13 protein-coding genes and 1 tRNA gene are annotated in these 14,025 nt (G+C 63.1%); 9 read left to right on the top strand and 5 right to left on the bottom strand.

Features of this window, described 5'->3' with window-relative positions:
- Positions 1-3,873 carry a methionine synthase gene (metH, locus tag NWI_RS01490; protein ID WP_011313616.1) on the top strand — a complete coding sequence of 1,291 codons (3,873 nt, stop codon included), beginning with the start codon at positions 1-3 and terminating at the stop codon, positions 3,871-3,873.
- A 2-nt stretch (positions 3,874-3,875) separates the two neighbouring features.
- On the top strand, positions 3,876-4,301 hold the full coding sequence (locus tag NWI_RS01485; RefSeq protein ID WP_011313615.1) for a PAS domain-containing protein: 426 nt from the start codon (positions 3,876-3,878) through the stop codon (positions 4,299-4,301).
- Positions 4,302-4,347: 46 nt separating this feature from the next.
- On the opposite strand, the gene glpK is transcribed toward NWI_RS01485, so the two are convergent.
- Complete coding sequence (glpK, locus tag NWI_RS01480) at positions 4,348-5,850, bottom strand: glycerol kinase GlpK (RefSeq protein WP_041345290.1); 1,503 nt, start codon at positions 5,848-5,850, stop codon at positions 4,348-4,350.
- A 237-nt stretch (positions 5,851-6,087) separates the two neighbouring features.
- Between glpK and NWI_RS01475 the strand changes: the two genes are divergently transcribed.
- Positions 6,088-6,486 (top strand): hypothetical protein, encoded by a 399-nt coding sequence (locus NWI_RS01475; RefSeq protein WP_011313613.1) that lies wholly within the window; start codon positions 6,088-6,090, stop codon positions 6,484-6,486.
- 127 nt (positions 6,487-6,613) lie between these two features.
- Here the strand turns inward: NWI_RS01475 and NWI_RS01470 are convergent, their stop codons facing one another.
- Together NWI_RS01470 and NWI_RS01465 are read right to left on the bottom strand one after the other, a co-directional pair.
- Entirely contained in the window at positions 6,614-7,801 is a 1,188-nt protein-coding gene (locus NWI_RS01470) for an acetyl-CoA C-acyltransferase (protein ID WP_011313612.1), read from the bottom strand.
- A gap of 219 nt (positions 7,802-8,020) precedes the next feature.
- Positions 8,021-9,217 carry a hypothetical protein gene (locus NWI_RS01465; protein ID WP_011313611.1) on the bottom strand — a complete coding sequence of 399 codons (1,197 nt, stop codon included), beginning with the start codon at positions 9,215-9,217 and terminating at the stop codon, positions 8,021-8,023.
- A gap of 290 nt (positions 9,218-9,507) precedes the next feature.
- Here NWI_RS01465 and NWI_RS01455 point away from each other — a divergent pair, with 290 nt between their 5' ends.
- The 3 genes from NWI_RS01455 (at position 9,508) to NWI_RS01445 (ending at position 10,514) form a co-directional block, all read left to right on the top strand.
- Complete coding sequence (locus NWI_RS01455) at positions 9,508-10,131, top strand: Maf-like protein (protein ID WP_011313610.1); 624 nt, start codon at positions 9,508-9,510, stop codon at positions 10,129-10,131.
- Positions 10,121-10,303: a DNA gyrase inhibitor YacG gene (yacG, locus tag NWI_RS01450; RefSeq protein ID WP_041344645.1), complete on the top strand. Its 183-nt coding sequence runs from the start codon at positions 10,121-10,123 to the stop codon at positions 10,301-10,303. Before NWI_RS01455 ends, yacG begins: the two co-directional genes overlap by 11 nt.
- A gap of 135 nt (positions 10,304-10,438) precedes the next feature.
- Positions 10,439-10,514, top strand: a tRNA-Phe gene (locus NWI_RS01445).
- 90 nt (positions 10,515-10,604) lie between these two features.
- Here NWI_RS01445 and NWI_RS01440 read toward each other — a convergent pair.
- Together NWI_RS01440 and NWI_RS01435 are read right to left on the bottom strand one after the other, a co-directional pair.
- A complete protein-coding gene (locus NWI_RS01440) occupies positions 10,605-11,684 on the bottom strand; it encodes a tyrosine-type recombinase/integrase (protein WP_011313608.1) in 1,080 nt (359 codons plus the stop codon).
- A 13-nt stretch (positions 11,685-11,697) separates the two neighbouring features.
- Positions 11,698-11,943 carry a helix-turn-helix transcriptional regulator gene (locus tag NWI_RS01435; RefSeq protein ID WP_011313607.1) on the bottom strand — a complete coding sequence of 82 codons (246 nt, stop codon included), beginning with the start codon at positions 11,941-11,943 and terminating at the stop codon, positions 11,698-11,700.
- Between the two features lie 222 nt (positions 11,944-12,165).
- Here NWI_RS01435 and NWI_RS01430 point away from each other — a divergent pair, with 222 nt between their 5' ends.
- The 3 genes from NWI_RS01430 to NWI_RS01425 all read left to right on the top strand — a co-directional run bounded on the left by NWI_RS01430 (position 12,166) and on the right by NWI_RS01425 (position 14,024).
- Complete coding sequence (locus NWI_RS01430) at positions 12,166-12,444, top strand: hypothetical protein (RefSeq protein ID WP_011313606.1); 279 nt, start codon at positions 12,166-12,168, stop codon at positions 12,442-12,444.
- Positions 12,445-12,512: 68 nt separating this feature from the next.
- Positions 12,513-12,689 carry a hypothetical protein gene (locus NWI_RS17810; RefSeq protein ID WP_244374948.1) on the top strand — a complete coding sequence of 59 codons (177 nt, stop codon included), beginning with the start codon at positions 12,513-12,515 and terminating at the stop codon, positions 12,687-12,689.
- Positions 12,690-12,749: 60 nt separating this feature from the next.
- Positions 12,750-14,024, top strand: a complete 1,275-nt coding sequence (locus NWI_RS01425) for a tyrosine-type recombinase/integrase (protein WP_011313605.1) — start codon at positions 12,750-12,752, stop codon at positions 14,022-14,024.
- The last annotated feature ends 1 nt before the right edge of the window (position 14,025 follow it).

The raw sequence follows: 14,025 nt of genomic DNA, 5'->3' as shown, positions 1-14,025 counted from the left end.
ATGACACGCGTGACAAAAAGTTCGAACACCATCGCCGACAAATTCCGCGCCCTCGCTCGCGAACGCATTCTGGTGCTCGACGGCGCCATGGGCACCATGATCCAGAATCGGGGATTCGACGAAGCCGCATTCCGCGGCGAGCGGTTCAAGAATTTTCACCGCGACGTGCGCGGCAACAACGACCTTCTCATCCTCACCCAGCCGCAAGCGATCGAGGACATCCACGCGCAATACCTGCGCGCCGGCGCCGACCTCGTCGCCACCAACACGTTTTCATCGACCTCGATCGCGCAGGCCGACTATGATATGTCGGATCTCGTGTACGAACTCAATCGCGAGGGCGCGAAGCTCGCGCGCTCGGCCGCGGAGAAAGTCAGCGCCGAGGACGGCAAGCCGCGCTTCGTCGTCGGCGCCATCGGCCCGACCAACCGCACCGCGTCGATCTCGCCGGACGTCGCGAACCCCGGATACCGGGCGGTGACCTTCGACGACCTGCGCAAGTCCTATGGCGAACAGATCAACGGCCTGCTCGACGGCGGCGCCGATCTGCTGCTGGTCGAAACCATCTTCGACACGCTGAACGCCAAGGCGGCGCTGTACGCCATCGCCGAAATCGGCGAACAGCGCGGTATCGACATTCCGGTAATGGTCTCGGGAACCATCACCGACAAGTCCGGCCGCCTGCTGTCAGGCCAGTTGCCCGAGGCGTTCTGGCACTCGGTGCGGCACGCGGGGCCGATCACCATCGGCTTCAACTGCGCGCTCGGCGCCGAAGACCTGCGCGCGCACGTCGCCGAGATCGGCCGCGTCGCCGATACGCTGGTATGCGCCTATCCGAACGCGGGCCTGCCCAACGAGTTCGGCGAGTACGACGAAAGCCCCGATTACATGGCGCGGCTGATCGGCGAGTTCGCGCAGGCCGGCCTCGTCAACGTCGTCGGCGGTTGCTGCGGCACCACGCCGGATCATATCGCGGCGATCGCGGCAGCCGTCGCGCCGCACAAGCCGCGCGTCGTGCCGGTGATCGAGCCGCGGTTGCGGCTGTCGGGGCTGGAGCCGTTCTCGCTGACCTCCGACATTCCCTTCGTCAATGTCGGCGAGCGCACCAACGTCACGGGCTCAGCCAAATTCCGCAACCTGATCAAGGCCGGGGACTATGCCGCCGCCCTCGACGTGGCGCGCAACCAGGTCGAGAACGGCGCCCAGATCATCGACGTCAACATGGACGAAGGCCTGCTGGATTCGGAAGCGGCGATGGTCACCTTCCTCAACCTGATCGCGGCGGAGCCGGACATCGCGCGCGTGCCCGTGATGGTCGACTCCTCCAAGTTCTCCGTGATCGAGGCCGGGCTGAAATGCCTGCAGGGCAAGCCGGTGGTGAACTCGATCTCGCTCAAGGAAGGCGAGGAGAAGTTTCTGCACGAGGCGCGGATCGCCCGCCGCCACGGCGCGGCCGTCGTGGTGATGGCGTTCGACGAGCAAGGGCAGGCCGATACCTGCCAGCGCAAGATGGAAATCTGCAAGCGCGCCTACGACATCCTCGTCGAACAGGTCGGCTTTCCGCCGGAAGACATCATCTTCGACCCGAACATCTTCGCCATCGCGACGGGTCTCGAGGAGCACAACAACTACGGCGTCGATTTCATCGAGGCGACGCGCTGGATCCGCCAGAACCTGCCGCACGCGCACATCTCGGGCGGCGTCTCCAACCTGTCGTTCTCGTTCCGCGGCAACGAGCCGGTGCGCGAGGCGATGCACTCGGTGTTCCTCTATCACGCCATCAAGGCCGGCATGGACCTAGGAATCGTCAATGCCGGGCAGATGGTCATCTATGACGACATCGATCCGGAGCTTCGGCAGGTTTGTGAGGATGTGGTCCTCAACCGCGATCCCGACGCGGGCGAACGGCTGCTCAATCTCGCGGAAAAATTCCGCGGGCAAGGCAAGCAGGCCAAGGAGGCCGACCTCTCCTGGCGCGAATGGCCGGTGGAGAAACGCTTAAGCCACGCGCTGGTCAACGGCATCACCGAATATATCGAACAGGACACCGAGGAAGCGCGGAAGTCGGCCGATCGTCCGCTGTCGGTGATCGAAGGACCGCTGATGGCCGGCATGAACGTGGTCGGCGACCTGTTCGGCGACGGCAAGATGTTCTTGCCGCAGGTGGTGAAGTCGGCGCGGGTGATGAAGCACGCGGTCGCTTATCTGATGCCGTTCATGGAAGAGGAAAAGGCGCGCAATCAGGCCGCCGGCATCGAGGGCGCGGGCAGCACCTCCGCCGGCAAGATCCTGCTCGCCACCGTCAAGGGCGACGTCCACGATATCGGCAAGAACATCGTCGGCATCGTGCTTCAGTGCAACAACTACGAGGTGATCGACCTCGGCGTGATGGTGCCGGCCGCCAAGATCATCGAGACGGCGAAGGCTGAGAAAGCCGATATCGTCGGCCTCTCCGGCCTGATCACGCCGTCGCTGGACGAGATGGGCTATTTCGCGGCGGAGCTTGAGCGTCAGGGGCTCAACCTGCCGCTCCTGATCGGCGGCGCGACCACCAGCCGCGTCCATACCGCCGTGAAGATCGATCCCAACTATCGCAATGGTCCGGTGATCCATGTCAATGACGCCAGCCGCGCCGTCGGCGTCGTCGCCTCGCTGATGTCGCCGGAGCGGCGGGAGGCTTACGCGGCCGGCGTGCGCGCCGAATACGCCAAGATTTCCGCGGCGCATTTCCGCGCCCAGCAGGACAAGAAACGGCTGCCGCTCGCGGCCGCCCGCGCCAACGCGGTGCCGATCGACTGGAGCAGCTACCGCCCGGTCAAGCCGACATTTCTCGGAACCAAGGCCTTCGCCGACTATCCGCTGGAGGAACTGGTGGAGGTGATCGACTGGACCCCGTTCTTCCAGGTGTGGGAGTTGGCGGGACGCTTTCCGGCGATCCTTGACGACAAGGTGGTGGGCGAAACCGCCCGCGCCCTCTATGACGACGCGCGAAAGATGCTGGATCGGATCGTCAAGGAGAAATGGTTCACCGCCTCTAGCGTGATCGGCTTCTGGCCCGCCAACCGCATCGGCGACGATATCGCCGTCTATAGCGACGAAAGCCGCACCACGCAGATCGCGACCTATCACACCCTGCGCCAGCAACTTGAAAAGCGCGAGGGCCGTCACAACGCCGCGCTGGCGGACTTCATCGCGCCGAAGGAGACCGGCATCGCCGACTATATCGGCGGTTTCGCCGTCACCGCCGGGCTCGGCGAGGATGAAATCGCGGCGCGCTTCAAGAACGCCAATGACGACTATTCATCCATTCTGGTGAAGGCGCTGGCCGACCGCCTCGCGGAAGCCTTCGCGGAACGGATGCATCAGCGCGTGCGAACGGAATTCTGGGGCTACGCGCCGGATGAGGCGTTGACCAACGATCAGCTCATCCGGGAAGAGTATGTCGGCATCCGCCCCGCACCCGGTTATCCGGCGCAGCCCGACCATACCGAGAAGGCCACGCTGTTCCGCCTGCTGGACGCGACGCGCGCGACCGGCGTCGAACTGACCGAGAGCTTTGCGATGTGGCCGGGGTCCTCGGTCTCCGGTCTCTATTACAGCCATCCCGAGAGTCAGTATTTCGGTGTCGGCAAGATCGAGCGCGATCAGGTCGAGGACTATGCCGCGCGCAAAGGGATGGAGGTCGCCGAGATCGAGCGCTGGCTGGCGTCGATCCTCAACTACATTCCGGGTCAGGATGCTTCCGGAAAGCCCGCAACGACGCCGGTCCCCGCGCCCGCCAACGACGCCTCCGCCGACGTCGCCAATCATCCGCCGGGCTGCCAGTGCGCGGTCCATCTGCGGCTTCGCAAGACCACGGCGCGGGCGGGCTGACCGTGGACGCATCCGCGATCGCCGCCGCCTTGCTCGATTCATCCGCGGACGCGATCGTCGCCACCGACCGCAACGGCACGATCACGTTGTGGAATCCGGGCGCGGTCAGGATTTTCGGCCATAGCGCGGATGAGGCGACCGGCCAGTCGCTCGATCTGATCATTCCGGAAAACCAGCGCGCCCGGCACTGGGCCGGCTACCGCGAGGTAATGCTGACCGGGCGGAGTCGCTACAGCGACGGCGACGTGCTCGCCGTTCCCGCGCTTCACAAGGACGGCCGACGTATCTCGCTCGAATTCACCATCGTGCCGCTGACGGACGCGAGCGGCCGCATCAACGGGCTCGCGTCGGTGCTGCGTGACGTCACCGCGCGTTTCGAGGAAATCCGACAACTGCGCCGCAAGGCGGCGGTCGCCTTACGGACTTGAGCGATCTTCCCTTGCCGCGCCTGTCGGGCGCGCGTGGATACCCGCCTTACCCCTCGTCGCTCGCCAGCACGCCACGCACCGCGGCTGTCCATCCCTTGAGCTTCCGCGCACGCGTCTCGGCGCTCATGGCCGGCTTGAAACAGCGGTCACGCCGCCAATTGTCGGCGAACCGCGACGGCTCCGGATAAACGCCCGCGGAGAGCCCCGCGAGGTACGCCGCGCCCAGCGCCGTGGTCTCCTGAATGACCGGCCGGTCGACCGGTACCCCGAGCAGGTCCGCGAGACGCTGCATGGTCCAGTTGGAGGCCGTCATGCCGCCGTCGACCCCCAGCACGGTGTGCGCGGCGGCGTCGGCCGGCCAATCGGCGCGCATCGCCTCCCAAAGATCAAATGTCTGGTAGCAGACGCTTTCCAGCGCCGCGTGAGCGAGTTCCGCCGGCCCGGTGTTGCGGGTCAGTCCGAACAGCGCGCCACGCACATTCGGGTTCCAATACGGCGCACCCATGCCGACGAACGCCGGCACAAGATACACCGATTGGACGGGATCGGACTGCTCCGCCAGCGGCTCCGTCTCCGAAGCATTCTTGATGAGGCCCAGGCCGTCCCGCAGCCACTGCACCGCCGAGCCGGCGACGAAGATCGAACCTTCCAGCGCGTAGGTACGCTCGCCGTTCAGTTGATAGGCGATCGTGGTCAGCAGCTTGTTGGTCGAGGCGACCGGCGTCGCGCCGGTGTTGAGCAGCGCGAAGCAGCCGGTGCCGTAGGTCGACTTGATCATTCCGGGCGTGAAGCACGCCTGACCCACCACCGCCGCCTGCTGATCGCCGGCGATGCCCCGGATCGCGATCGGCGCGCCGAACAATTCAGGCGCGCTGTCGCCGAAATGCGCCGAGGAATCCTTCACCTCCGGCAGCATCGCACGCGGTATCCGGAGAATATCCAGGAGCGCGTCATCCCAGTGCCCGGTGTGAATGTCGAACAGCATGGTGCGCGACGCATTGGTGGCGTCGGTCGCGTGCACCTTGCCGCCGGTCAGCCGCCACAAGAGATAACAATCCACGGTCCCGAACATCAGCTCACCGCGCATCGCCCGCGCCCGCGCCCCCGGAACCGAATCGAGTATCCAGGCGACCTTGGTGCCGGAAAAATAGGGGTCGATGATCAAGCCGGTTTTCGCCGATATCGCGGGCTCATGACCCTCGGCTTTCAGCCGCGCGCAGACATCCGCAGTGCGCCGGTCCTGCCACACGATGGCGCGACGCACCGCCTTTCCGGTGACGCGGTCCCAGACCACCGTGGTTTCCCGCTGATTGGTGATGCCGATGGCGGCGATGTCCTTCGGCGTGACGCCCGCCTTCTTCATCGCCTGCCGGCAGGTTGCAACGGTCGAGGTCCAGATGTCTTCCGGCTCATGTTCGACCCAGCCCGACGCCGGAAAGTGCTGCGGGAATTCCTGCTGCGCGATCGCGGCGACGGTGAGGTCGGCGCGAAACACGATGGCCCGTGACGATGTGGTGCCTTGATCAATGGCGAGGACGTGGGTGACCATGACGTTGTTCTCGAACTTGCGGGCTCGCGGCGGCGGCGCAACGCGCCAGAGTGGCAAGGCAAGCGGATTGCCTGTCCAAGGTCAAGTTTGTGCCTTCGTTTTGATTCACGCTTCGACGGACGATAAGGATAAGATGCCTGGCGCGACTTCTCCGCCCCCTCCCGCGAGGCGGAAATGCCTCTCCGGGAACGAAACGCCCTCTGTTTTCATGACTGTTCAGCAACCGAAAGACCCTAGATGATACTGGCAAAGATGATTCTGGCCGGCTCCTTGCTCGCGATCGTCGGTGCAGCGGCTCCCGCTCAGGCAACACCACCGACCCAGCAAACGCCATCGGCGGAGACCCGCAAGGGTCTGGTGACGGTCGTCAACCGGCTCAACGGCACGATCGCGATCCGGGAGGAGAAGAACGACAAGAGCAAGGACAAAGACGAAGAGGACAAGCACAAGGACAAGGACAAGGACAAGGACAACAAGGATAAGGCGGAAGCCGAAGGCGCAACCACGCAATTCAGGATCGACCTCAAGCTGTCGGAGTCGGTGCACGCCGGCGACAAGGTGAAGTTTTCCGTCAAGGACGGCGGCGATCCCAAAACCGGTACTGACAAGACCATCACCAAAATCGAGGTGGAGTAGACGGCCAAGCCGATCGCCCCGGAGCCGTTCCGCTTCCGACAGAGTTGGAAGCGGGGCTCTATTGATATTGGTCTGACGCGTCGTCGGACGCGCGGGAGCGCATCCCGGAATTTACCGGAGCGCCTCTTTACTGAAGCACCTCGAATAGGCCGGCCGCGCCCATGCCGCCGCCGACGCACATGGTGACCACGGCATATTTCGCCTTGCGCCGGCGTCCCTCGATCAGGGCATGACCGGCAAGGCGCGCGCCCGACATTCCGTAGGGATGACCGACCGCGATCGCTCCGCCGTCGACGTTGAGTTTTTCGGGATCGATGCCCAGCCTGTCGCGGCAATAGATCACCTGCACCGCGAACGCTTCGTTCAACTCCCAAAGATCGATGTCTCCCACGGTGAGGCCGTGTCGTTTCAGAAGGCGCGGCACCGCGAACACCGGGCCGATGCCCATTTCATCAGGCTCGCAGCCGGCTGAGACGAAACCGCGGAAGATGCCGAGCGGATTCAGGCCGCGCCTCGACGCCTCCGTGCCGCTCATGATCACGGCCGCGCTCGCGCCGTCCGACAGCTGGCTGGCATTGCCGGCGGTGATGGTGCAGCCTTCGCCGCGAACCGGCTTGAGCCCGGCGAGACCTTCAGCCGACGTATCGGGACGCGGACCTTCGTCCTGCGACAGCGTCACGTCCCTGAACGTGACGTTCCCGGTTTCCTTGTCGACGATCGCCATTCTTGTGGAGATCGGCGCCAGTTCGTCCTTGAATCGGCCCTCCTGCTGCGCGGCGGCGGTGCGGCGCTGGCTTTCGAGCGCATATTCGTCCTGCGCCTGGCGCGAGATGCCGTAGCGCTTCGCGACCACTTCCGCGGTGTCGATCATGGGCATGTAGACCTCGCGCTTGATCTCCAGAAGCGCCGGATCCTCTGCGTGAAAGGTGTTGGCGTGCTCGTTCTGCACCAGGCTGATCGACTCGCCGCCGCCGCCGACCGCGATTCCGACGCCGTCGAACAGGACGGAACGCGCGGCCAGCGCGATCGCCTGAAGGCCCGAGGCGCATTGGCGGTCGATGGTGGCGCCGGCGACGGTCACGGGGAGCCCGGCGCGAAGCAGCGCCTTGCGGGCGATGTTGCCGCCAGTGGCGCCCTGCTGCATGGCCACGCCCATCACCACGTCCTCGATCTCCTGTGGATCAACCCCGGCGCGGACAGCGGCTTCTCCGATGGCATGGCCGAGCAGGGTCGCTCCTTCAGTGGCGTTGAGAGCGCCCCGATAGGCCTTGCCGATCGGCGTGCGGGCGGTGGAGACAATCACGGCTTCGGTCATCGGCGGTCTCCTGGCAATTCGGGTTCATCCTGATTTAGAGCCTTTCCGCTTCTGATAAAATCAGAAGCGGGCTCCATGAATTTGATTTGACGCGTTTTCTTCTCTCGAACCGGCGTCCGCTTCGCTTGAAACGCTCTGACGCGTTGCCGTCAGGCGAACCGGTATTCATCCTCGGGTCAAGCCCGGGGACATGCTTCGCCCGGAAAAGCTTCTCATTTGTTAGAACGCCGCCGCCAGTTCCCTCGCGCCCGGCTTTGCGCTGTTGCTGTCCATCCGGGCGTTGGTGACCGCAAGCAGCTTCGCCACCGTGTTGTGACGGATCGCCACCGGATTGCGTTCATAACCCCGGCGCTGGAAGAAATTCGCCGTCGGCACCCGTTCGCGCATCACAGGCGGCATCGTCACCATGTCAAAGCCGGTGCCGTCGCCGGTGAGATTCATCATCTCCAGTTCGGCGGCGGTCAGCGGGCGGGCATAGCCCTTGTTGCGAGCGAAGATGATCGAGGTCAGCAGCTTGTGGGTCTGCAGCAACGGACCGACATCGATATCCAGCACCAGCGCATGGATCGCCCAGCCTTTCGGCGTGTCGGCAAGCTTCTGGTGCGCGCTCCAGGTATCGGGCACCGAGCGCGCATAGGCCACCATCCGCTTGACCACCGCGATCTTGCGCTCGGCCGCCGCACGCTGCGGTCCTGACGATCGCGCCGCTTTCTCGCCAAGCGCGCGCAGGAGGTCATCACCCTGTTCGGCGAGAAGCTCGACGCTGTTGGTGGTGAGCAGCTGGTTATAGCCGATCGCGGTGGAGATCGCGCGCGATCCCGGCCGGGACGTGCTGAGGCCCGACTGCATGTCGTGATTGCCATTGCCGCCGGTCTCGAACGAATAGACCCGCACTGCCTGCTCTTTCGTCAGGCCGTAGGCTCGCGCCACACTCGCATAGGCGCGCTTGAAGTCGGTCTCGGTTCTCGGCCGCTGCGGCGTGAACTGGAACTGCTCCGCCGCCGCCCTCAGGAAATCGGCGACGACGGGAATGGACTTGCGCTGCCGTGGCGAACGCTCCTCTTCCGGCTCCGGGTTGATCGGGCGTTGCGGTCCATCATAGAGCGGAGGATGGACCAGCACATAATCATCGAGCGAGACGGGCTGACGGTCGCGCCGCTTGGCATTCCTGATCCGTCTCTTGTCGGCAATCGCGTTCCAGTAGGCGCCCGCCTCCTGCTCGAACGCAGCGCGAGCTTCCTGATACGCCTTCAGCTTGCGGCGGTAATCCGCAATGGCGGCCGGGGATGCGGCCTGCGCCATCGCGCCGGCGAACGACGCGGGCGCCGCTGCGCTATCGGGAACCTCGGCGAGCGACGCAAGCAGCAGCGCGCCCGCGACGATTTGGTGACAACGACGAATCATTCGGCTCAACATCGAACCTGTGTAGCAAGCCCGCCGCGGATGTCAGCCGCCAAGAGGTCGTGGCGGAGCCCGGTCATGGCCGGGCCCGCCGCCGCGTGGCCGGCGCTCAAGGGGCTCCGAGCACCGGCATCGTTGCTGTTGCCGTTGTCGAACCGGATACGTTCCGATAGATCATGCCGTGGAGCATTTACGGCTGAGTGGAGTCCGGTTAGCTGCAAGAAATACTCTCGAATCATTTTGCGCGTATTCGATCGCAAAACCGGTATCCACTTTTGCGGAAAACGCGCTAGACACGAAACCACATGTCAGGCCGCCCCAAACTCGTACTCGCCTCCGGTTCGCCGCGACGGCTCAGCCTCCTCAACCAGGCAGGTATCGAACCCGACGCGCTGCGGCCTGTCGACATCGATGAGACGCCGACAAAGGGGGAACTTCCCCGCGCCTGCGCCAATCGCCTCGCTCGCGCCAAGGCTGATGCCGCCTTGAGAGCATTGCAGATCGACGACGAGCTTCGCGGCTCGTTTATTCTGGCGGCCGATACCGTCGTCGCCGTCGGCCGCCGCATCCTGCCCAAAGCCGACTTGGTCGATGAGGCCTCACAGTGCCTGCGGCTGCTCTCGGGACGAAATCATCGCGTGTATACCGCCGTGTGTCTCGTGACCCCGAAGGAGAATTTTCGTCAGCGGCTGGTCGAAACGCGTGTTCGCTTCAAGCGGCTGAGCGAGGAAGACATTCAGGCCTACATCGGTTCCGGGGAATGGCGAGGCAAGGCAGGCGGCTACGCAATTCAGGGCATCGCCGGCTCGTTCGTGGTCAAGCTGGTGGGATCCTATACCAATGTGGTCGGATTGCCGCTCAACGAGTCGATTGCGCTACTCGGCGGCGAGGAATTTCCGATCCGTGCCGGCTGGTTGGATGCCGGTTAGGAAACCAGCCCGCACGCGGCCGGACAAGCCGTGCCCGATCTGCGGCAAGCCGGCGGCCGAGGATTCGCGTCCGTTTTGCTCCGAGCGCTGCCGCGACGTGGATCTGAATCGCTGGCTGTCCGGTTCCTACGCCATTCCCGCCAGCAGGGCCGATGATGACGATGCGGAATAGGCCGCGGGCCTGAGGTCAGCGACTCGGCCTGATCGAGAGGCAAGCTCGCAGTTCAACACAACAACACCGGCAGACGGGTGGACAGGACCTTCCGGCCTGACTATAAACCGGCGCGCCCTGCAAAAGCTGGACGACGCCCAGGTAGCTCAGTTGGTAGAGCATGCGACTGAAAATCGCAGTGTCGGTGGTTCGATCCCGCCCCTGGGCACCATCCCTTGCGTCGCCGCCTGAAAATTCAATCGCTTAGAGCGCGAATTTGCCCCACCGCTTCCCGCTGCCGGGAAAAGTGGGGCAGTTTTGTTCAATCTTTGTTTTCGCCGAAGCGCGCCATCGCGTTCGCCGCGAGGACCTTCTGCCGAGCGCCGCGGGTGTAGCGCACGATCTCCTTGGAGGTCGTGTGGCCGGTGACGGCCATGATCTCGCTTTCGCTCGCGCCGAGTTCGGCAAGACGTGCCGCCGCCGCCTTGCGCAGACCATGCGCCGAACAGTGCGGCAGACCCGCCTCATCACAGCGCTCGCGGAACCAGTTGCCGAAGCCGTTTGCTGTGAACGGCTTGCCGAATGCCGTCACAAGGTACGTGAGGTTGCCCGAAGGCGTTGCGTCGATGATTGCCTTCAGCTCAGGCCGCACGGGTATCGAGAGAGTGACAGGCTTGCGGTTGCGGTTCTTCACCTGCGTGAAAGTGAACCATCCGTCCCGGATGTGCTGCCGGCCGAGCGCGACGACATCCGAGCGCCGCTGTCCGGTGTAGAGCAGCAGGGCGAGGGCAAGTCGCGCCTTGCTGCCGACCGAGTGCCGTTCTTCGAATTGCCGAACCTCTTCGATGTTCCACGAGTGGAAGCCTTCCGAGCCACTCTTGAGGTACGGCACATCCTTTGCCGGATTGCGCTGCGCGAGGTCGTTCTCCAGCGCAAAGGTGAAAACCTGGCGGAGCGCTTTCACAATACCGTTCGCGGCCTCGGGTGTGTCGGATTTTTCATCGCGGCGCCTGCGCAGGTGGCGCGGCTCCATCAGCGCATACGGCTTATCTCCGTCGCGCTTGCAGATGCTATCGAGGATCAGCCGGCGCACATGCTGCGTGCGCGGCTCCAGCCGCTTGTATTCCGCCGAGCGGTAATATTGCTCGCAGAGCCAGCGCAGCGTTCCCTTGCCCGCAGGAACGCGGACGGGCCGCTTGTCTGAAGGAAGCTCAAGCCGTCCCGCGAGAGCGTCGCGATACTCTTCCAGAAATTCCGGGGTGCCGGGCGTCTTGCGCAGGCGGACCTTCTTCATGCCGGGCCGGCGCACGTAAATGCGCACGTTGCCGTGGCGATCCGTGTCCTCGTAGGTGTATCTGAGCTCGATCTTGCCCGTACCGTCCTTCATGCGGAACGCGACCATGGCGGCCACTCCCTCACAGGTCCTCGTCGTCCCATGGATTGGCGGCACGGGACTCATCATCAAGAATCGCCTCGAACGCCTCGTCAAGCCTGATCCGGTCCCAGACCGTGCGGCTGTTGATCCGCTTCGGACGCGGCATGCGCCCGTCCTCGACCAGTTCGTCGAACAGGGAGGGAGAGACGCCAATATAGGCAGCCGCCTGCGCGCGGGAGAGCCCTCGCGGGCTTAGCGGAATGATCGTTGCCTTCGCCTTCTCCATGACACTGCCGATCGCGTGCGCCGTTGGGCTTAGCGTCTATTTCGGCATTGGAGAGCGGCACTTGAATGCGCGGAAGTGGTCACAGGCTGGTCACGGACCGGCCCACAGAATCCCCGGAAACCCGCAGCCAGAGCCACTTTGCGACACTTGCAAATTTGCAAATGAGAGCGTCCAGCAGGTATCATGTAAGTATAAGGTCGATTTATTTGAGAAGTTGTTTTGATGAAAAACGGCAGGGGAGATTTTGAGCCGCAGGGCCTGACCATCAGCTACAAGGAGCTCGGCACGATCAGCATCGACGAACTGATGCATGCGCTCATTGAGGATATTCACGCGCTGAAGGACCTCTACAACGTGCAGTACGTCAAAGGCCCGAGGCTGAGACTCTTCGTCACGAATGAATACGGCGAAGTCGTTCGCGTACGCAGGCCGGGCGGCGGGTCAATTTCTTACATGGATACGCATCACTACCGACCGGCGTGCAGGGATTATGATTTGTAGACGTAGGAGGGAGATTGAATCCGCCTTGCTACATAGATCTTGAACAGGCGCGGCAAGTGCTCTGTGAGATGGGAGTCGAGCTGAATTCCCGGCAGATGAAGCGCGCAGCCGACAAGGACGCAAGCGGTCGCAGAAAACTTCCGTTCTTTGTCGATCCGATTGATGGCAGGCTGAGGATCGAGAAGGGCACGCTGGTCCGTATCTACAGAGAGGCGCAGATCGAAGCAGAGAACAGCGCGAGGTAGTAATATAGAAAATCAGTTTTTTCTTGAGTTTACAGAGTCAATACTGAATCATGTCGAGTAATGTCAGACATAAGAAAACGGGTAGGCAGGAAAGGCACGACTTACCAAGTACGATACCCAAGTAAATCTTCGAAGACGGGCTATGCCTACAAGACCTTCGCAACGCGCAAGGAAGCGCTTGCGTTCAGAGATGACTCGGCAGCCCGCGCGAGTGCCGCGCGCCCGCAGAGCGACAGCCGAACGGTGGAGCAAGGTGTTCAAAAGTGGCTCGACGTTTGTGAGAAGGAAGGCAGGAACGGCCGCGAACCCGTAACCAAATACACGCTTGCCAATTACCGCTATCGCGCAGACATCATGCTGAGCTACCCTTGGGACAAGCAGCTGCACGAACTCACCAAGCCCGACATCATTGAGTTTCGCTCCTGGCTTCTGCAGAAGCACAGCCGTGACGTGGCGCAGAAAGTGCTGCTTTCGTTTCATTCGATGATCCGCGAGTTGGTCGGGCGCGGCATTCTTCAAAACGATATGGCGGCGGGTGTGAGTATCGCGGCAGCATCGCGATACGATACGTCCGTTACCATCCCTTCGGAAGCCGATATTATGGCCCTTCTCGCCGCGGCCGATCGCCTGGCCAACGCCCGAAATCTGAAGGTGCAGCAGAGCTGGCAACGTTACAGACCGATGCTTTACCTCGCTGTCGATTCAGGCATGAGACCGCAGGAATACCTCGTCCTCGCACGATCAGCCATCAAGGAAACCGGCGTCGAAGTATCTCGCGCCCTGGAGGGCGGCGGGACGGCAATCACAGTCACGAAGACGCGCGCCGGACGGCGCTTCATCGACCTTAGTGCCGAGACGCTCGACATGGTGCGCCACTATGCTGAGCATCATGCGGTCGCTAACAGGTACGATCTCGTGTTCCCGACTGAGACCGGCAAATGGTTAAGTATCCGGAACTGGCGCAACCGCGCTTTTGCGCGCGCTTGCGAGGAGGCCGGGCTGATGGTGGAAGAGGAGGAGAACGGCGAAAAGGTCATGAGACCCAAGTACAGGCCGTATGATCTTCGTCACTTTTATGCATCGATGCTCATTGAGCAGCGCGTCAATCTCAAGCGCATTCAAACGCTGATGGGTCACCGCAACATCCAGACAACGCTGAACGTCTACGGCCATCTTATCGAGCGCGCTGAAGCTGTGGCCGACAAGCGCACCAGCGTACTCAGTTTCGTAGAGAGGGACGCATCGACTGCTCCGGCTGACGGCGTGAAGTCGAGAAGCCGGCCACGGAAGCGCAAAGCGGCTTCTGACGCGTCGTTTCTGGAAGCAGCGGAATAGT

The sequence above is a fragment of the Nitrobacter winogradskyi Nb-255 genome, assembly GCF_000012725.1.
GTDB classification, from domain to species: Bacteria; Pseudomonadota; Alphaproteobacteria; order Rhizobiales; family Xanthobacteraceae; genus Nitrobacter; species Nitrobacter winogradskyi.
Note: the sequence above shows the minus strand (reverse complement) of the source record. Positions and strands in the feature narration are given on the sequence as shown.